The following is a 15,848-nucleotide window of genomic DNA, read 5'->3' as shown; positions in this document are numbered from 1 at the left end:
CCGAAGACTCCCCAGGAGGTGACGACCATGGCCACGACCCTCGCCAAGGCCGCCGACGGCACCGAGGCGGCCACGCACGCCGCCCGGATCGAGCACGTCTCGAAGTGGTACCCGGGTCCCGCCGGGCAGCAGCTCGTGCTGGACGACATCAGCCTCGACGTCGCACCCGGCGAGTTCGTCACCCTCCTGGGTGCCTCGGGCTGCGGCAAGTCCACGCTGCTGAACCTGGTCGCGGGGCTGGACCGGCCCAGCGGCGGCACCATCACCACGGACGGCCGCCCGGCGCTGATGTTCCAGGAGCACGCGCTGTTCCCGTGGCTGACCGCGGGCAAGAACATCGAACTCGCCCTGAAGCTCAGGGGCGTCGCCAAGAACGAGCGCCGCGGACGGGCCGAGGAGCTGCTCGAGCTCGTCCGGCTGAAGGGCGCGCACGGCAAGCGGGTGCACGAGCTGTCCGGCGGCATGCGCCAGCGCGTGGCCATGGCCCGGGCGCTCGCCCAGGAGAGCAAGCTGCTGCTGATGGACGAGCCGTTCGCGGCGCTGGACGCCATCACGCGGGACGTGCTGCACGACGAACTGACCCGGATCTGGCGTGAGACGCAGCTCTCCGTCCTGTTCGTCACGCACAACGTGCGCGAGGCGGTCCGGCTCGCCCAGCGGGTGGTGCTGCTGTCCTCCCGCCCGGGACGCGTCGCCCGCCAGTGGACGGTCGACATCCCGCACCCGCGCCGTATCGAGGACACCGCCGTGGCGGAGTTGTCCGTCGAGATCACCGAACAGCTCCGAGGAGAGATCCGCCGCCATGGCCAGCACTGACACGACCGGGAAGGACGGCAGCGACCTCGCCGGTCTGGAGGCGGGACTCGACGCCCTGGAGACGGTGCAGACCGGCCGCAGGCCGCTGCGGCGGACCGTCGTGGAGAAGGTCCTCCCGCCGGTCGTCGCCGTCGCCCTGGTGCTGGGGGTGTGGCAGGCGCTGGTCTCCTTCCGGATCGTCGACGATCCGACCAAGCTGCCCTCGCCGGGGGCGGTGTGGGACGTCGTCCGTCAGGCGTGGCTCCAGGGCGAGCTGCTCGGCTACATCTGGACCAGCGTCTCGCGCGGTCTGCTCGGCTTCTTCTTCGCGCTGCTGATCGGCACCCCGCTGGGGCTGCTGGTGGCGCGGGTGAAGTTCGTGCGCGCGGCGATCGGCCCGATCCTGTCCGGCCTGCAGTCCCTGCCGTCGGTGGCGTGGGTGCCGCCGGCCGTGATCTGGCTGGGCCTGAACAACCAGATGATGTACGCGGTGATCCTGCTCGGCGCGGTCCCCTCGATCGCCAACGGCCTGGTCTCCGGCGTCGACCAGGTGCCCCCGCTGTTCCTGCGGGCCGGCCGCACGCTCGGCGCGACGGGGCTGAAGGGCACCTGGCACATCGTCCTGCCGGCCGCGCTGCCCGGCTATGTGGCGGGCCTGAAGCAGGGCTGGGCGTTCTCCTGGCGCTCGCTGATGGCCGCGGAGATCATCGCGTCCTTCCCCGACCTCGGCGTGGGCCTGGGCCAGTTGCTGGAGAACGGCCGCAACGCCAGCGACATGGCCATGGTCTTCGAGGCCATCCTGCTGATCCTGACCGTCGGCATCGCCGTCGACCTGCTGATCTTCAGTCCGCTGGAGCGGTGGGTGCTGCGCGGCCGCGGTCTGCTGGTGAAGGGCTGAGGCACACCATGCACCGTCCGGTCCGCCCCGTCCGCTCCGTCCGCCCCGTCCTTGTGGTGGTCGCCCACGGCAGCCGCGACCCGCGGCACGCCGCGACCATGCACGCCCTGGTGCGGCGGGTGCGGTCGCTGCGGCCGGGGCTGCGCGTGGAGACCGGCTTCCTGGACTTCAACGTGCCCTCGGTGACGGGGGTGCTGGAGTCCCTGGCGGCGGAGGGCGTCCGCGACGTGATCGCCCTCCCCCTGCTGCTGACCCGCGCCTTCCACGCCAAGGCGGACATCCCCGCGGTGCTCGCCCAGGCGCCGCCGCGGCTGCGCATCCGGCAGGCCGAGGTGCTGGGCCCGTCCCCGCTGCTCCTCGCGGCACTGGAGCGCCGGCTGTACGAGGCGGGCCTGACGCCCGCCGACAAGCCCTCGACCGGGGTCGTGCTGGCCTCGGCGGGGTCCACCGACCCGGAGGCGATCGCAGTGATCGCAAGTATCGCGCGGGAGTGGCGGCACACCGGCTGGTGCGCCGTGCGGCCTGCGTTCGCCTCCGCCTCCCTCCCCCGCACCGAGCAGGCGGTGCGCGAGCTGCACGCCCTCGGCTGCGCGCGCGTCGCCGTCGCCCCGTACGTCCTGGCCCCCGGCTTCCTGCCGGACCGCATCGCCCGGGGCGCGGCGGAGGCGAACGTCCTGGCGGACGTCCTGGGCCCGGCACCGGAGGTGGCGCGGCTGCTGCTGGAACGGTACGACGAGGCGCGGCTGCCGGCGCTCGCGGCGGTCGGGGCCTGACGGCGCGCCTCCCGGACGGACGTCCGGCCCCAGCCGAAGGACAGGCCGCCCGTCCGGGGCCGCGGGGGCCACTTGCCGCTTCCGGCAGCCGCGTTCGCCCCCGGCGGCGTCCGCGGCGGTGTTCCGCTCAGGTGCGGGTGAGCTCCACCAGCTCGGCCACGGTGTTCCAGTTGCGGGTGGTGACAGTCACGCCCTTGGTGACGCGGGGCTTGGCGAGCTGCTCGACGGGCTTGGAGCGGCCGAGGCCGTTCGGCGCGTACAGGTAGGCGCGCGGGCGCCCGGGCGGAACTCCTCGGGGAGGAAGGCCGCTCGGCCGATCCCGGCGAAGCGCTCGGGGCCGACGGGCGCGGAGAAGCAGGTGACGTGGAGCTGTTCGGCTTCCAACTCGGCGGCCGGGTCCGCGCGGGCGGACTCCGTGGGACGCCGGCGGAACGACGGGCCGCGGAGCAACCGTCACACGCGCCCGTGACTTGTTCGACGAAGCCGCGGAAGACCGGGCGGATCTTTGCCGACGGACCGGACGCTGTGGGGCGCCGGGCACGGGGTGCCGGGACCGGCACCCCGATCCCCGCCCCCGACGGCCCCCGGTGGATGTAAGGGACCGCCGTCCTCCCCAGTGGGGAGGACGGCGGGCGCCGGTCGCTACCGCCGCCGCGGCAGCTCCGCCTCGATCAGGTCGGCCGCCCTGCGGGTGCCGCCCTCCTCGGCCATGCCGGCCTGGACGTCCTTCAGCCGACGGGCGACCTCCGGGTCGTCCACGAGGGCGAGGGCCGCGCTCCGCAGGGTCTCGGCGGTCGCCTCGTCGGTGGGGACGTGCCGGGCGACGCCGAGCGCCTGGAGCATGTCGGCGTTGCCGAACTGGTCCACGGCCTGCGGTACGGCGATCATCGGCGTGGCGGTGGCCAGTCCCTCCTGGCTGCCGCCGGCCCCGGCGTGGGTGACGAACAGGTCGGCCTGCTTCAGGACCGCGAGCTGCGGCACCCAGGAGCGCACCTCGACGTTGGCCGGGACGTCACCCAGTTCGGCCGGGTCGACGTGCCGGCCGATCTGGAGCACCAGGTGCCAGCCGGGCAGGTCGCCGAACGCCCGGACGCACTCCCTGTAGAAGGCGGGCTGCTTGGTGAAGGACGAGCCGAGGGACACCAGCACGACCTTCTCGGCGCCGGCGGGCCGCCGCCACTCCCCCTCGGCCGTGCGATCGCCCTGGCAGGCGCCGACGAAGGAGTACACGGTCTCGTCGACCCGGTCGGCGTTCGGCTGCAGCGCCCTGGGGATGAGGACGATCGAGCGGGCGGGGCGGCCCGCGAACAGGTCGGGGTGCTGGGTGATCCCGTTCTCCTCCAGCCAGGCCTGGAAGCGGGCGTAGTAGGCGCGGCCCCGCTCGGTCTTCTTCGGCTCCTCCCACATCGGCTCGGCGACCTCCTGCTCGTACCCGTCCCAGGCGACGAGGCTCGGTGAGAGGGAGACGGCGGGCACGCCCCAGCGGTGGGCGAGCACGCGCGCCGGATAGGAGGCGATGTCGTGCAGGACGAGGTCGGGGATGTCCCCCTCGTACGCCTCGATGAGCTGCGGGAGCGCCTGGACGGCGTCCTCGAGGAACGGCTCCACGTTGTCCAGCAGCGTGGTGCCCCAGGCCTCCGGGTCGGCGTCGGGACCCGGCAGCGTGCTGTTCCACAGTTTGGGTTCGGCGCCCGTCTCGGCGACCTTCTCCGCGAAGAGCGGCGGGATCGCGTACGTCACCCGGTGCCCCCGCGCGACGAGCTCGCGGATCACCTCCAGGCTGGGGTTCACGTGGCCGTGCGCGGCGATGGAGAACATGGCGATGTGCGCGGGAGTGGTCATGCGCCGACCATAGGCGAGACGATACGTCTCGTGCAACTGGAAAACGGTCACCGGGCCAGCACCTCGTGCAGCCGCAGCCACCGCTCCGGCGCCACCTGGCCCACCAGGACGCCCGGGTCCAGCCGTGCCGCCCGGAACGCGGCGTCCACCCGCCGCCGGGGCCACGCCCGGCACAGGGAGGCGTGCAGCGAGCCGCCGACCCCGGAGAACCCCAGGTCGACCAGGTGCCGCCACCTGCTCGACGCGGCGGCGTCGAGCAGCGGGACACGGCGGCGCTCGATGCGGACGACACCGGCGTCGACCCGCGGCACGGGCCGGAAGGAGCGCCGGTCGACCCGTGCGAGCAGCCGCCACTCGTGGCGGGGCCAGGTCAGCACCGTCAGTCGGGTCCAGCGGCCGTGGTCACCGGTGCGTTTGCGGGCGTACTCGAGCTGGGTGAGGAGGGTGGCGTCGGTGAGGCGGGGTGCGCGCAGACACCAGTCGACGACGGCCGCGGTGCGGGAGAACGGCACGTTCCCGGCGACGGCGAACGGCGTGCGCGGCGGGTGGGCGGCGAGGAAGTCGGCGCCGACGACGCGCACGTGGGGCGTGCCGGAGAAACGGCCGCGCAGCGCGGGCACGAGCCGCGGGTCGATCTCATAGGCGTGCAGCTCCCGGCACAGGGGGGCGAGGACGTCGGTCAGCGCGCCCTTGCCCGCGCCGACTTCGAGCAGCAGGGGGACGGGTCCGCCGTGCGGGACGGCGAGCCGGGCGAAACGCCGGGCGGTGGCGCGGTCGGCGAGGAAGTTCTGCGAGAGCGCGCGGGAGGTGGCGGTGGGGCGGGCCATGGCCTGCGGTCCTTGTCTTCCGTGAGGGGAAAAGGGCGGACGACGGCCCTGACCGGAAGACAGGGGAAGGAGAAGAGGAGAGAGGAAGGGGAGGCGTGCGGATGGCCGCCGCGCTGATCAGCGGGCGTGGCTCCCCGGACCGGTCAGGGCTCCGGGGCCGCGGCGCATCCGGACGGAGTGCGCGCAGCCCCGGCCGAGGCCGGAGATGAAGATCGCGTCGAAAGCTCCCACGACGAGGACGCTAGGGGGCCGCCGTGACGGCGCGCAACGGGTTTTCCGGGTGGGGGCCGAGCGCTCCGCGTACCGCGCACACCGCCCCACCTGTGCCAATGGGAGACTGACCGGTGGACGGCCGGATCCGCGCGGTGTCCGCGCGCGAGGAGTCGCGAGGCCGGCCGCGCGCGGGACGGCCGGACGGGTCGAACGGAACGAACAGGCCGGGCCGGGCAGTCCTGGCGGGCCGGACACGGACGGACACGGAGGCGGACGGATGGACGAGGCACGAGCGCGGGACGTACTGGCCGCGGCGGACGTGCTGCCCGGTGCGGCACGGGACGCGCGGCTGCTCGCGCTCGGCGAGAACGCGGTGTTCACCGCCGGTGACCTGGTCGTCAAGGTGGGCCGGGACGCCGGGCTGCTCGACCGGGCCCGCCGGGAGCTGGCCGTCGCGGGGTGGCTGGCCGAGGCGGGCGTGCCGGCGGTCCGGTCGGCCGGGCCGGAGGCGCTGCTGATCGAGGGCCACCCGGTGACCGTGTGGCACCGGCTGCCCGCCCCGGTACGGCCCACCGAGCCCCGGGACCTGGCCGAACTGCTGCGGCTCGTCCACGCGCTGCCCGCTCCTCGCTTCCCGCTGCCGCCCCGTGATCTGCTGGGCGGCGTGGAGCGCTGGCTGCGGCTCGCGGGCGAGGTGATCGACCCCGCGGACGCGGCGTACCTGCGCGAGCGGCGCGACGGTTTCGCGTCGGCCGCCGCGGAGCTGACGCCCCACCTGCCGCCGGGCCCGATCCACGGGGACGCGCTGCCCCGGAACGTGCACGTCGGCGTGGACGGGCCGGTCCTGGTGGACCTGGAGACCTTCTCGACCGATCTGCGCGAGCACGACCTGGTCGTCATGGCCCTCTCCCACGACCGCTACGGGCTGCCGGAGGAGGCGTACGCGTCCTTCACCGAGACCTACGGCTGGGACGTGCGCGCCTGGGAGGGCTGCGCGGTGCTGCGCGGCGCGCGGGAGACCGCCAGTTGCGCCTGGGTCGCCCAGCACGCGCCGGGCAACCCCAAGGCGCTGGCCGAGTTCGAACGCCGGGTGGCGTCCCTGCGGGACGGGGACACGACGGTGCGCTGGTATCCGTTCTGAGACGGTACCGGCGGGGACGGCCGGGCGGGCTCGCCCGCCGGCTCCCGCGGCGGCCGGGACCCGTCCGTCACCGCGGTGGCGCCGCCCCTGCGGCGCGGGAGGTCCCGGACCGCGGCGGCGCGGCGGGGAACGCCTTTCCCCCGGTCCGGGTCATCGGCTGCGCGGGACGACCGGCCAGGCCGGCTCGACGACGGCCGTCGGGTTCGTGGTCCGCCGCAGGTACGCCTGCAGGGAGGCCGACTGCGCGGCCGCCGCCCTCACCTGGAGGTCGTGCAGATCGGTCAAGGACATCGTCCCGACGTGTCGGTGCTTCTCGCCCATGCGTCGCACCACGCGGGCCGCGGCCACCGCGTCCGCCCTCGCGTCGTGCGCCTCGTCGAGCGACACCCCGTAGTACGCGCACAACGCGTGGAGGGCACGCTTGCCCTTCCGGTACTGGTCGACGTGCTTGTCGATCACCAGGGGATCGACGACCGGCGAGGGCACGGCGCCCAGGCGCTCACTGAGCGACTCCAGCCCGTACCGCCGGCACTCACGGTCCAGCAGGGACAGGTCGTAGCGCGCGTTCATCACGACCAGGGGCGTCCCCGCGCGCAGGACCTCGGCGACGGCCCGGGTGATCTCCTCGATCGCGCGCGGGGCCGGGACTCCGTGGGCGCGGGCGTGCTCCGTCGGGATGCCGTGGATCGCCGCGGCCTGTTCGGGTATCACCACGCCGGGGTCGAGCAGCCAGGTCCGCTCCGCCGAGACGGCCCCGTCCGGCTCCAGGCGCACGACCGCCGCGGTGACGATGCGATCGGTCTCGATGTCCGTGCCCGTGGTCTCCAGGTCGAAGGCCGCCAAGGGCCCCGTGATCCAGCCCGTCACGCGGCCACCGCTCCGGCGCGGGCCGGGACCTCGTCCGCGGGGACCGGCGCCCCCGGACCGGCCGGCCGCTCCCGGCGCCCCGGCCGTCCCCCGTCCCCGACCTCGCTCACGGTGCCCGCGACGGTCCGCGCCTCGCGCGGGTCGGTCCCCGTCGTCTCCGGGTCGAAGCCGACCAGCGGCTCCCGGTGCCAGCCCATGGGCTGCCCCCTTCCATGTGGTGCGTTCCCCCAGTGGCCTCCACCCTCGCACGTACCACTGACAATCAGAGGATCACATTCCGCTTGCCGTCGGGACCCGTCCCCCCGGACCGCACCGGCACGGGACGTTCACGACACCGGACGCGAATCCGCCCACATCTGCTCGAACTCCTCGCGGTAGGTGGGGAACAGCCCGCCCACCTCGATCTCCCCCGGTTTGACCACCTTGTCCCCGTTGCGCAGGACCAGCACCGGCGCCTCCATCCCCCGGGTGCGGCGCAGGTAGTTCTGCACGACGGCGATCCCGTCCGCCCCGTCCCCGTCGACGAGGTAGGCCGTGCAGCGCGGCGTCTCGTCGTAGACCTGGATCTCGAAGGCGCCGGGGTCGCGCAACCGGGCGCGGACGCGGCGCATGTGCAGGATGTTCATCTCGACGGCGCGGCCGAGCTCGCCGCGTTTCATGCCCAGTTCGCGCTCGCGGCGCTTGACCGCGCTCGAGGCCGGGTTCAGGAACAGCAGCCGCACCCGGCTGCCCGACTCGGCCAGCCGCACCAGGCGGCGGCCGGAGAAGTTCTGCACCAGCAGGTTGAGGCCGATGCCGATGGCGTCGAGACGGCGGGCGCCGCCGAAGATGTCCTCCGCCGGGAACTGGCGCAGCAGCCGCACCCGGTCGGGGTGCACGGCGACCACGTCGGCGTACCGGTCGCCCACCAGGTCCTCGACCGCGTCGACGGGCAGCCGGCGCGCGGACGGGACGTCGCCGCCGGCGCCGAGCATCTCCAGCAGCCGCGCGGAGGCCCGCTCGGCCTGGTTCAGGACCGCCTCGGACAGCGCACGGTTGCGGGAGACGACGTTCCGTGTCACCTCCAGCTCGTCCAGGGCGAGTTCGACGTCCCGGCGGTCGTCGAAGTAGGGCTCGAAGCAGGGCCAGTGCTGCACCATCAGCTCGCGCAGCTGCGGCAGGGTGAGGAAGGACAGGACGTTGTCGTCGGCCGGGTCGAGCAGGTAGCCCTTGCGGCGGCTGACCTCGCGCACCGCGACCGCGCGCTGCACCCACTCCTGCCCGGTGGGCCCGGCGGCGGCGACCACCCAGTCGTCGCCGTGCACGGGCTCGTACACGGGGCGCAGCACGGCGGCCACGACCGCGCGCAGCCGCTGCTCGACCAGGTTCAGCCAGATGTAGGCCCGGCCGGCCCGCTGGGCGCGGGTGCGCACCTCGCTCCAGGCGTCGGCGCCCCAGTCCAGTTCCGGCCCGATCGACCCCGCGTCCATCGGACGCGCCAGCGACACCGCACCGGGCGGGACGTCCGTGGAGACCCCCTCGCGACCCTCGTCACCAGGGGGCAGCTCCAGCCCTCCCGAGCCCACCCGCGCACCGCCTTCCGCTCCCCCGAGCATTCCCGTCCCAACGATCAAGGAGACTACTCCGCTTGCGGCGCGCGGTGCAGCCCGATGGACAGGGTCGTTTCCCAACTTCCTTCTCCCGCACGACCGTTCCCCTCGACCGACCCCCGGGGAGTGAGCGGTTTCATAACGGTGACGCCGGGCCGGGTGAGGGCAACACCCCAGCGGAGGAAGGGAATCGGCCATCTTCGCCGCCCTCCGGCCCTCCGGTTCCGCCCCCCGGGTCCGCCCCGTTTCCCGGCCGCCCCGGTCGCCCCGATCGTCCTTCCCGCCACCTCTGCCCCCTCTGCGCCTTTGTGTCCCTGCGCACTCTCCCGCTCCCCTGTTCCCCTGCGCACTCTCCCGTTCCCCTGTTCCCCTCCGCACTCTCCCGCTCCCCTGTTCCCCTTCGCACTTTCCCGCTCCCCTGTTCCTCTGCGCCCTTCCCGCTCCTTCACACCCCCCGATTCCCGTCCCGCTCCGTGTTCCCGTCCTCCTCCCCCGCACCTCTGGCCCCGCTGCCCCCGGGGAGGCGTGAAACACCCCCGTTGTTTCCCCGGGACCGGGACCACTGACAAACGGATGCACGGGTAGTCGGGCGGAGGGGCAGGAATACGAGGTGGTTCCCGCCCTTTCGGGGAGACTCGGGGACACTCGGAGCCAAGGCGTCCCCACTGGCGCCGCACACCTGAAAGAGTCGTATCCATGCAGGTCTGGCCTGGCGAGGCGTATCCACTCGGTGCCACGTACGACGGCGCCGGAACCAACTTCGCGGTCTTCACGGAGGCCGCGGACCGAGTAGAGCTGTGTCTGCTGCACGACGACGGCTCCGAGACGGCGGTCGAGCTGCGCGAGAGCGACGCGTTCGTGCGGCACGCGTACCTGCCCGGCATCATGCCCGGGCAGCGGTACGGCTTCCGGGTGCACGGGCCGTACGCCCCGGAGCGCGGGCTGCGCTGCAACTCGGCGAAGCTGCTGCTCGACCCGTACGCGCGTGCGATCAGCGGGTCGATCCGCTGGGGCGAGGAGGTGTACGGCTACCACTTCGACGCGCCCGAGCGGCGCAACGACCTCGACTCGGCGCCGCACACGATGACGTCGGTCGTGGTCAACCCGTACTTCGACTGGGGCGACGACCGGAGCCCCCGCACGGAGTACCACCACACGGTGATCTACGAGGCCCACGTCAAGGGCCTCACCATGCGCCACCCGGGGCTGCCGGAGGAACTGCGCGGCACCTACGCGGGCCTCGCGCACCCGGCGGTGATCGAGCACCTGACCGAGCTCGGGGTGACCGCGCTGGAGCTGATGCCGGTGCACCAGTTCGTGAACGACCACCGCCTGGTGGACATGGGCCTGAACAACTACTGGGGCTACAACACCATCGGCTTCTTCGCCCCGCACAACGCCTACGCGTCCTGGGGCGACCGCGGCCAGCAGGTGCTGGAGTTCAAGTCGGCGGTCAAGGCGCTGCACGAGGCCGGGATCGAGGTGATCCTCGACGTGGTCTACAACCACACCGCCGAGGGCAACCACCTGGGCCCGACCCTGTCCTTCAAGGGCATCGACAACCCCTCGTACTACCGGCTGACCGACGACCCCCGCTACTACATGGACACCACGGGGACCGGGAACTCCCTGCTCATGCGGTCCCCGCACGTCCTCCAGATGATCATGGACTCGCTGCGGTACTGGGTCACCGAGATGCACGTGGACGGGTTCCGCTTCGACCTCGCGGCGACCCTGGCCCGGCAGTTCCACGAGGTGGACCGGCTGTCGTCGTTCTTCGACCTGGTGCAGCAGGACCCGGTGGTCTCCCAGGTGAAACTGATCGCCGAGCCGTGGGACGTGGGCGAGGGCGGCTACCAGGTGGGCAACTTCCCGCCGCTGTGGACCGAGTGGAACGGCAAGTACCGGGACACCGTGCGGGACCTGTGGCGGGGCGAGCCGCGCGCGCTCGCGGAGTTCGCCTCCCGGCTGACCGGCTCCTCCGACCTGTACCAGAACGACGGGCGGCGCCCGCTGGCCTCGATCAACTTCGTGACCTGCCACGACGGCTTCACCCTGCACGACCTGGTGTCGTACAACGACAAGCACAACGAGGCCAACGGCGAGGACAACCGGGACGGCGAGAGCCACAACCGGTCCTGGAACTGCGGGGTCGAGGGCGAGACCGACGACCCGGACGTGCTGCGGCTGCGGGCCCGGCAGATGCGGAACTTCATCGCGACGCTGATGCTCTCCCAGGGCGTGCCGATGATCAGCCACGGCGACGAGGTGGCCCGCACCCAGCGCGGCAACAACAACGCCTACTGCCAGGACGACGAGCTGGCCTGGCTCGACTGGCCCGAGGAGGGCGGGGACGGCGAGGACGACGCCCGTCGGCAGCTGCTGGAGTTCACCCGCGCGATGGTGTGGCTGCGCAAGGACCACCCGGTCTTCCGCCGGCGCCGCTTCTTCCACGGACGGCCGGTGGAGGGCACCCACGACGACCTGTCCGACATCGCCTGGTTCACCCCGGAGGGCAAGGAGATGACCCAGCGGGACTGGGACTCGGCGCGGGCGTCGGCGCTGACGGTGTTCCTCAACGGCAACGCGATCTCCGAGCCGGGGCAGCGCGGGGAGCGCATCACCGACGACTCGTTCCTGCTGATGTTCAACGCCTCGCCCAGGCCGCTGGACTTCGTGGTGCCGGTCGATCACGGCCGCCAGTGGCAGGTGGTCGTGGACACGGCCCGTGCGGACGGCGTCCCGCCGGGCACCGGTCCCAAGGTGCAGGCCGGTGCCCGGCTGACACTGACCGACCGGAGCCTGACGGTGCTGCAGCGGCCGGTGTAGCGCACCCGGGGGCCACCCGTCCGGGCGACGGGTGGCCCGGTGGGGCGAGCGGGGGCACGAAAGGCGGCGGGGCGGGTACGTAGGTTCCCATGACCCTCGAGCAACCTGACCCGGCGGTGCCCACCGCCACGTACCGGCTGCAGCTGCAGCCCGGCTTCCCGTTCGCGGCCGCGGCGGCGGCCGTGCCGTACGTGGCCTCGCTCGGTGTGTCCCACCTGCACCTGTCCCCCGTCCTGGAGGCCGTCCCCGGCTCCGCGCACGGCTACGACGTGGTGGACCACGCGCGGGTGCGGGCGGAGCTGGGCGGCGAGGAGGGTCTGCGGTCCCTGGCGCGCACCGCGCGGGAGCACGGGCTCGGCCTGATCGTGGACATCGTCCCGAACCACATGGCGATGTCCCCGCGCCACAACCGCGCCCTGTGGGAGGTGCTGCGCGAGGGGCCCGCCTCGCGCCACGCGCGGTGGTTCGACATCGACTGGGAGGCCCAGGGCGGCCAGGTGCTGCTGCCCGTGCTCGGCGGCCCGCTCGGCGCGGAGATCGACCGGCTGAAGACCGACGGCGACGTGCTGCGCTACTACGACCACGCGTTCCCGCTGCGGGAGGGCACGGCCCACCTGCCGCTGCCGCAGCTGCTGGACGCGCAGTGGTACCGCCCCGTGTGGTGGCGCCTGGCCCGCACCGAACTCAACTACCGGCGGTTCTTCAGCATCTCCGAGCTGATCGGGGTGCGGGTGGAGGACCCGGAGGTGTTCGAGGCCACGCACGCCAAGGTCCTGGAGCTGTTGCGCGAGGGGGTGATCGACGGGCTGCGCGTCGACCACCCCGACGGGCTCGCCGACCCGGACGGCTACCTGCGGCGGCTGCACGAGGCCACGGGCGGCCGGTGGACGGTGGTGGAGAAGATCCTCGCCGACGGCGAACCGCTGCCCGCCTCCTGGCCGGTCGCGGGCACCACCGGCTACGACGCCCTGCGGCACGTGGACGGCCTGTTCACGGACCCGGCGGGGCTCGGGGAGCTGCTCGACCGGTACCGGCGGTTCGCCGCCCCGCAGGCGGACCGGGGCGGCGACTGGGACGCCACCGCGCGGCGGGCCGCGTACAAGGTGATCACGCACGAGCTGGCCACCGAGGTCGACCGGCTGACCCGGGTGGCGGACCGGCTGTGCGCGACCTCGCCGGATCCCGCGCTGCGCGACCGCGCCCCCTGGGCGCTGCGCACCGCGCTCCAGGAGCTGCTGGTCCGGCTGGAGGTGTACCGCCCCTACGCGTCGGTGGACGCGTCCGCCGTGGTCACCGAGGAGGCCGCGGCCGAGGCCCGGCTCGCCTTCTCCGTCCCGGAGGAGGCGGGGGCGGTGGACGTCGTACGGGACCTGGTGCTCGGGCGGTACGGCGACGGGCCGGGGCAGGTGGAGTTCCGTACGCGGTTCGCGCAGACCGCGTCGGCGCTACGGGCCAAGTCCGTCGAGGACACGGCGTTCTACCGCTACGTCCCGCTGCTGTCGGCGAACGAGGTGGGCCAGGACCCCGGCGACCCGGCGGTGTCCCCGGAGCGGTTCCACGCGTACTGCGCGCGGGTGCAGCGCGACTGGCCGGCCACCGGGACGGTCGTCTCGACGCACGACACCAAGCGCAGCGCCGACGTGCGGGCGGCGCTGCACGTCCTCACGGAGTGCCCGCGGCGCTGGGCGGACGTGCTGGCGGAGGTGACGCGCACCGGCGGGGGCGCGCCGGACGCCCAGCTGGCGTGGGCGGCCTGGCAGACGGTGTTCGGGCTGGGGCCCGCCGACGAGGAGCGGGTGCGGGGGGCGCTGCTGAAGCACGTGCGCGAGGCGGGGATGCACACCAGCTGGACCGAGCAGGAGCCGGCGTACGAGGAGGCCGTGGCGCGGTTCGTGGCGGCGGGGCCGTGCGGGGCGCCGGGCGAGCGGGTGGCGGCGCTGCGCGCCGCGCTGGAGCCGCACATCCGGGCGAACGTCCTGGGCACGGCGCTGGTCCACCTGACGATGCCGGGGGTGCCCGACGTCTACCAGGGCACGGAGGGCGAGTACCGGGCCCTGGTGGACCCGGACAACCGGCGGACGGTGGACTTCCCGCCCGGGCCGCTCGAGCCGTCCGGGCCGTCCGGTGACGGCGGCGGCAAGGAGGCGGTGACGCGGGCCGCGCTGCGGCTGCGGGCGCGGCGGCCGGACGTCTTCGGTGACACGGCGTCGTACGAGCCGCTGACCCCCGAGGGGCCCGCGGCGGCGCACTGCGTGGCGTTCGTGCGCTCCGGGCGGGCGCTGACCGCCGTCACCCGGCTGTCGCTGCGGCTGGCGGAGGCGGGCGGCTGGCGGGACACGCGCCTGCCGCTGCCGCCGGGCCGGTGGGCCGACGCGCTGGAACCGGGACGGGAGTTCGCCGGGCACGCGCGCGTGGCGGAGCTGTTCGAGCGGTGGCCGGTGGCGTTGCTGGAACGGGCCGACTGACAGGACGGCCGGCCGCGCACACGGGCCGCGTCCGGTCCCGTCGGGACGCCGGCGCGGACGGCGCGCAGGCCTCGTAGGAACCGGCGGGCGCGGCGGGTGCCTCCGAAAGCGGCCGGGCCTCCTCGAACGGGCCGACACAGGCCCCGGCGGCGCCGGCGGGGCGCACCGGCTCGCCGGGACCGGCCGGAGACGCCGGTCCCGGAGGTCCCGGGCGAGGCGGAGGCTCGCGCGGGGGTACGAGGTGGTGGGCGGCGGACCGCCCGGAGCCTCATCGCGCTCTTGACACCACCCCGTGGCCGTGGGGTACTGCGCAGAGCGGAGTCAGTGGTCGTGACGGGGGGTGATTCCGCTGCCCGAACGGTGCTATCCGACGGTGGCCGAACTGGTCTCCTCCGCCCGTGCGCTGGCCGCGCAGCGGCCCGATCTGTGCGTGCTGCGGCAGGTGGGGGCCTCCCGCGCGGGCCGTCCGCTGCACCTGCTGTCCGTGGGCCGTGCCCGGCGTGCCGTGCTGGTGGTCGCCGGTGCCCACGCCAACGAGCCGGCCGGCGGGAGCACGCTGCTGGCGCTGGCCCGGCGGGTCCTGCAGGAGCGGGAGCTGCGCAACGGCACGTCGTGGCACTTCCTGCTGTGCGCGGACCCCGACGGGGCGAGCCTCCATGTGATGGCGGCACCGCGCAGTCTGTACGACTACCATCTCGGGTTCTTCCGCCCCGCCGGGCCGGAGCAGCCGGAGTGGGCGCCGTCGGTGCTGCCGCCCGACCGGCTGCCGCCCGAGACCCGCGCCCTGCTCGGGGTCATCGACGAGCTGCGGCCCTATCTCCAGGTGTCCCTGCACGGCACCGACCTGGGCGGCAGCTGGGTGCAGTTGACGCGGGACGTGCCGGGGCTCGCCGAGCCGTTCGCCAAGTCCGCGGCGGAGCTGCACATCCCGGTGGAGACGGGCGCCTCGGACGCGGCGGGCTGGCCGGCGTCCGGTCCCGGGGTGCGGGTGATGCCCGCGCCGGAGGCCGGACCGGCCTATCCGAGCCTGCCGGACGACGCCCGGCACAGCACCTGGTACCACGCCCACCGGTACGGCGGTCTGACCGCGGTGGTCGAGGTGCCGATGTGGGCCGGCGCCGTGGTGGACGACCCGGCGCCGCACCCGGCGCCGGCCGCCGCGCTGCAGGTGCTCGCGGACCGGCTGCTGCGCGACGCGGGCGAGGTGCGCCGGGTGCTGCGGGACGCGCGGCCCCGGCCCGGGGACACCGACGACCCCCTGCTGAGGGCGGCCGTCTGGGGGCTGGATCTGGTGCCGGGCCTGGCCTCCGACCTGGTCCGCACACCGCCCGCCGACGGCACGAGGGCGTACGTGGGCAGCGTGGACGCGTTCGCGCGCCGGGTGCCGCTCAGGGCGGCGGCCATGCTGCGGCGGGCGCTGAGCGGGACCGACGCGCACGCGGCGGCGCGTCTCGAGCACCTGGTCGCGCTGTGGAGCGACGCCTTCGCCGTGCACTTCCGCGCCCGCTGGGTGCCCGTGGAGCACCAGGTCGAGCACCAGTCCCGCACGGTGGTCGCGGCAGCGCTCCACGCGCGCGAGCGGGCGGTCTGAGACCGCCCGGCGCCCCGG

Annotated in this window: 12 protein-coding genes and 1 pseudogene; 7 read left to right on the top strand and 6 right to left on the bottom strand. The window is 74.3% G+C overall.

Annotation, left to right across the window (positions count from 1 at the left end):
* Positions 1-27: 27 nt before the first annotated feature.
* The 3 genes from CP969_RS29450 to CP969_RS29440 are packed head-to-tail and all read left to right on the top strand — an operon-like array spanning position 28 to position 2,466.
* Positions 28-816: an ABC transporter ATP-binding protein gene (locus CP969_RS29450; protein ID WP_016824139.1), complete on the top strand. Its 789-nt coding sequence runs from the start codon at positions 28-30 to the stop codon at positions 814-816.
* The gene (locus CP969_RS29445; protein WP_016824140.1) at positions 803-1,693 is read left to right on the top strand and encodes an ABC transporter permease; all 891 of its coding nucleotides are present in this window, start codon (positions 803-805) and stop codon (positions 1,691-1,693) included. The genes CP969_RS29450 and CP969_RS29445 overlap by 14 nt, the downstream gene beginning before the upstream one ends.
* Before the next feature lie 8 nt (positions 1,694-1,701).
* Positions 1,702-2,466, top strand: coding sequence for a sirohydrochlorin chelatase (locus tag CP969_RS29440; protein ID WP_016824141.1), 765 nt, complete (start codon positions 1,702-1,704; stop codon positions 2,464-2,466).
* A gap of 127 nt (positions 2,467-2,593) precedes the next feature.
* Here the strand turns inward: CP969_RS29440 and CP969_RS34005 are convergent.
* From CP969_RS34005 to erm, 3 genes and pseudogenes are all read right to left on the bottom strand, one after another.
* A pseudogene (locus CP969_RS34005) lies at positions 2,594-2,862 on the bottom strand (DUF1697 domain-containing protein); the annotation flags it as partial.
* Between the two features lie 246 nt (positions 2,863-3,108).
* Positions 3,109-4,308, bottom strand: coding sequence for a glycosyltransferase (locus tag CP969_RS29430; RefSeq protein ID WP_016824143.1), 1,200 nt, complete (start codon positions 4,306-4,308; stop codon positions 3,109-3,111).
* A 47-nt stretch (positions 4,309-4,355) separates the two neighbouring features.
* Positions 4,356-5,135: an ErmE/ErmH/ErmO/ErmR family 23S rRNA (adenine(2058)-N(6))-methyltransferase gene (erm, locus tag CP969_RS29425; protein WP_016824144.1), complete on the bottom strand. Its 780-nt coding sequence runs from the start codon at positions 5,133-5,135 to the stop codon at positions 4,356-4,358.
* Between the two features lie 490 nt (positions 5,136-5,625).
* Between erm and CP969_RS29420 the strand changes: the two genes are divergently transcribed.
* A complete protein-coding gene (locus tag CP969_RS29420; RefSeq protein ID WP_004981852.1) occupies positions 5,626-6,489 on the top strand; it encodes a phosphotransferase enzyme family protein in 864 nt (287 codons plus the stop codon).
* Between the two features lie 150 nt (positions 6,490-6,639).
* On the opposite strand, the gene CP969_RS29415 is transcribed toward CP969_RS29420, so the two are convergent.
* The 3 genes from CP969_RS29415 to CP969_RS29405 all read right to left on the bottom strand — a co-directional run bounded on the left by CP969_RS29415 (position 6,640) and on the right by CP969_RS29405 (position 8,951).
* Positions 6,640-7,356, bottom strand: coding sequence for an exonuclease domain-containing protein (locus CP969_RS29415; protein ID WP_004981854.1), 717 nt, complete (start codon positions 7,354-7,356; stop codon positions 6,640-6,642).
* Complete coding sequence (locus tag CP969_RS29410) at positions 7,353-7,553, bottom strand: 3'-5' exonuclease family protein (RefSeq protein ID WP_004981857.1); 201 nt, start codon at positions 7,551-7,553, stop codon at positions 7,353-7,355. The genes CP969_RS29415 and CP969_RS29410 overlap by 4 nt, the downstream gene beginning before the upstream one ends.
* A gap of 129 nt (positions 7,554-7,682) precedes the next feature.
* On the bottom strand, positions 7,683-8,951 hold the full coding sequence (locus tag CP969_RS29405; protein WP_004981859.1) for an SAV2148 family HEPN domain-containing protein: 1,269 nt from the start codon (positions 8,949-8,951) through the stop codon (positions 7,683-7,685).
* 690 nt (positions 8,952-9,641) lie between these two features.
* Here CP969_RS29405 and glgX point away from each other — a divergent pair.
* From glgX to CP969_RS29390, 3 genes are all read left to right on the top strand, one after another.
* Positions 9,642-11,774 carry a glycogen debranching protein GlgX gene (gene glgX, locus CP969_RS29400; RefSeq protein WP_004981863.1) on the top strand — a complete coding sequence of 711 codons (2,133 nt, stop codon included), beginning with the start codon at positions 9,642-9,644 and terminating at the stop codon, positions 11,772-11,774.
* An 89-nt stretch (positions 11,775-11,863) separates the two neighbouring features.
* Positions 11,864-14,239 carry a malto-oligosyltrehalose synthase gene (gene treY / locus CP969_RS29395; RefSeq protein WP_016824146.1) on the top strand — a complete coding sequence of 792 codons (2,376 nt, stop codon included), beginning with the start codon at positions 11,864-11,866 and terminating at the stop codon, positions 14,237-14,239.
* Between the two features lie 373 nt (positions 14,240-14,612).
* Positions 14,613-15,830, top strand: a complete 1,218-nt coding sequence (locus CP969_RS29390; protein ID WP_399474603.1) for a M14 family zinc carboxypeptidase — start codon at positions 14,613-14,615, stop codon at positions 15,828-15,830.
* The last annotated feature ends 18 nt before the right edge of the window (positions 15,831-15,848 follow it).

It is taken from the genome of Streptomyces viridosporus T7A (assembly GCF_008704515.1).
In the GTDB taxonomy this organism is placed as follows: Bacteria; Actinomycetota; Actinomycetes; order Streptomycetales; family Streptomycetaceae; genus Streptomyces; species Streptomyces viridosporus.
This window is presented reverse-complemented; position numbering and strand designations above follow the sequence as displayed.

What these genes read in the sequence shown, in the direction of transcription:
- CP969_RS29410 (WP_004981857.1), bottom strand. Translation starts at nt 7,553, where the DNA reads ATGGGCTGGCACCGGGAGCCGCTGGTCGGCTTCGACCCGGAGACGACG.
- CP969_RS29420 (WP_004981852.1), top strand. Translation starts at nt 5,626, where the DNA reads ATGGACGAGGCACGAGCGCGGGACGTACTGGCCGCGGCGGACGTGCTG.
- CP969_RS29450 (WP_016824139.1), top strand. Translation starts at nt 28, where the DNA reads ATGGCCACGACCCTCGCCAAGGCCGCCGACGGCACCGAGGCGGCCACG.
- CP969_RS29440 (WP_016824141.1), top strand. Translation starts at nt 1,702, where the DNA reads ATGCACCGTCCGGTCCGCCCCGTCCGCTCCGTCCGCCCCGTCCTTGTG.
- erm (WP_016824144.1), bottom strand. Translation starts at nt 5,135, where the DNA reads ATGGCCCGCCCCACCGCCACCTCCCGCGCGCTCTCGCAGAACTTCCTC.
- CP969_RS29445 (WP_016824140.1), top strand. Translation starts at nt 803, where the DNA reads ATGGCCAGCACTGACACGACCGGGAAGGACGGCAGCGACCTCGCCGGT.
- treY (WP_016824146.1), top strand. Translation starts at nt 11,864, where the DNA reads ATGACCCTCGAGCAACCTGACCCGGCGGTGCCCACCGCCACGTACCGG.
- CP969_RS29430 (WP_016824143.1), bottom strand. Translation starts at nt 4,308, where the DNA reads ATGACCACTCCCGCGCACATCGCCATGTTCTCCATCGCCGCGCACGGC.
- glgX (WP_004981863.1), top strand. Translation starts at nt 9,642, where the DNA reads ATGCAGGTCTGGCCTGGCGAGGCGTATCCACTCGGTGCCACGTACGAC.
- CP969_RS29405 (WP_004981859.1), bottom strand. Translation starts at nt 8,951, where the DNA reads ATGCTCGGGGGAGCGGAAGGCGGTGCGCGGGTGGGCTCGGGAGGGCTG.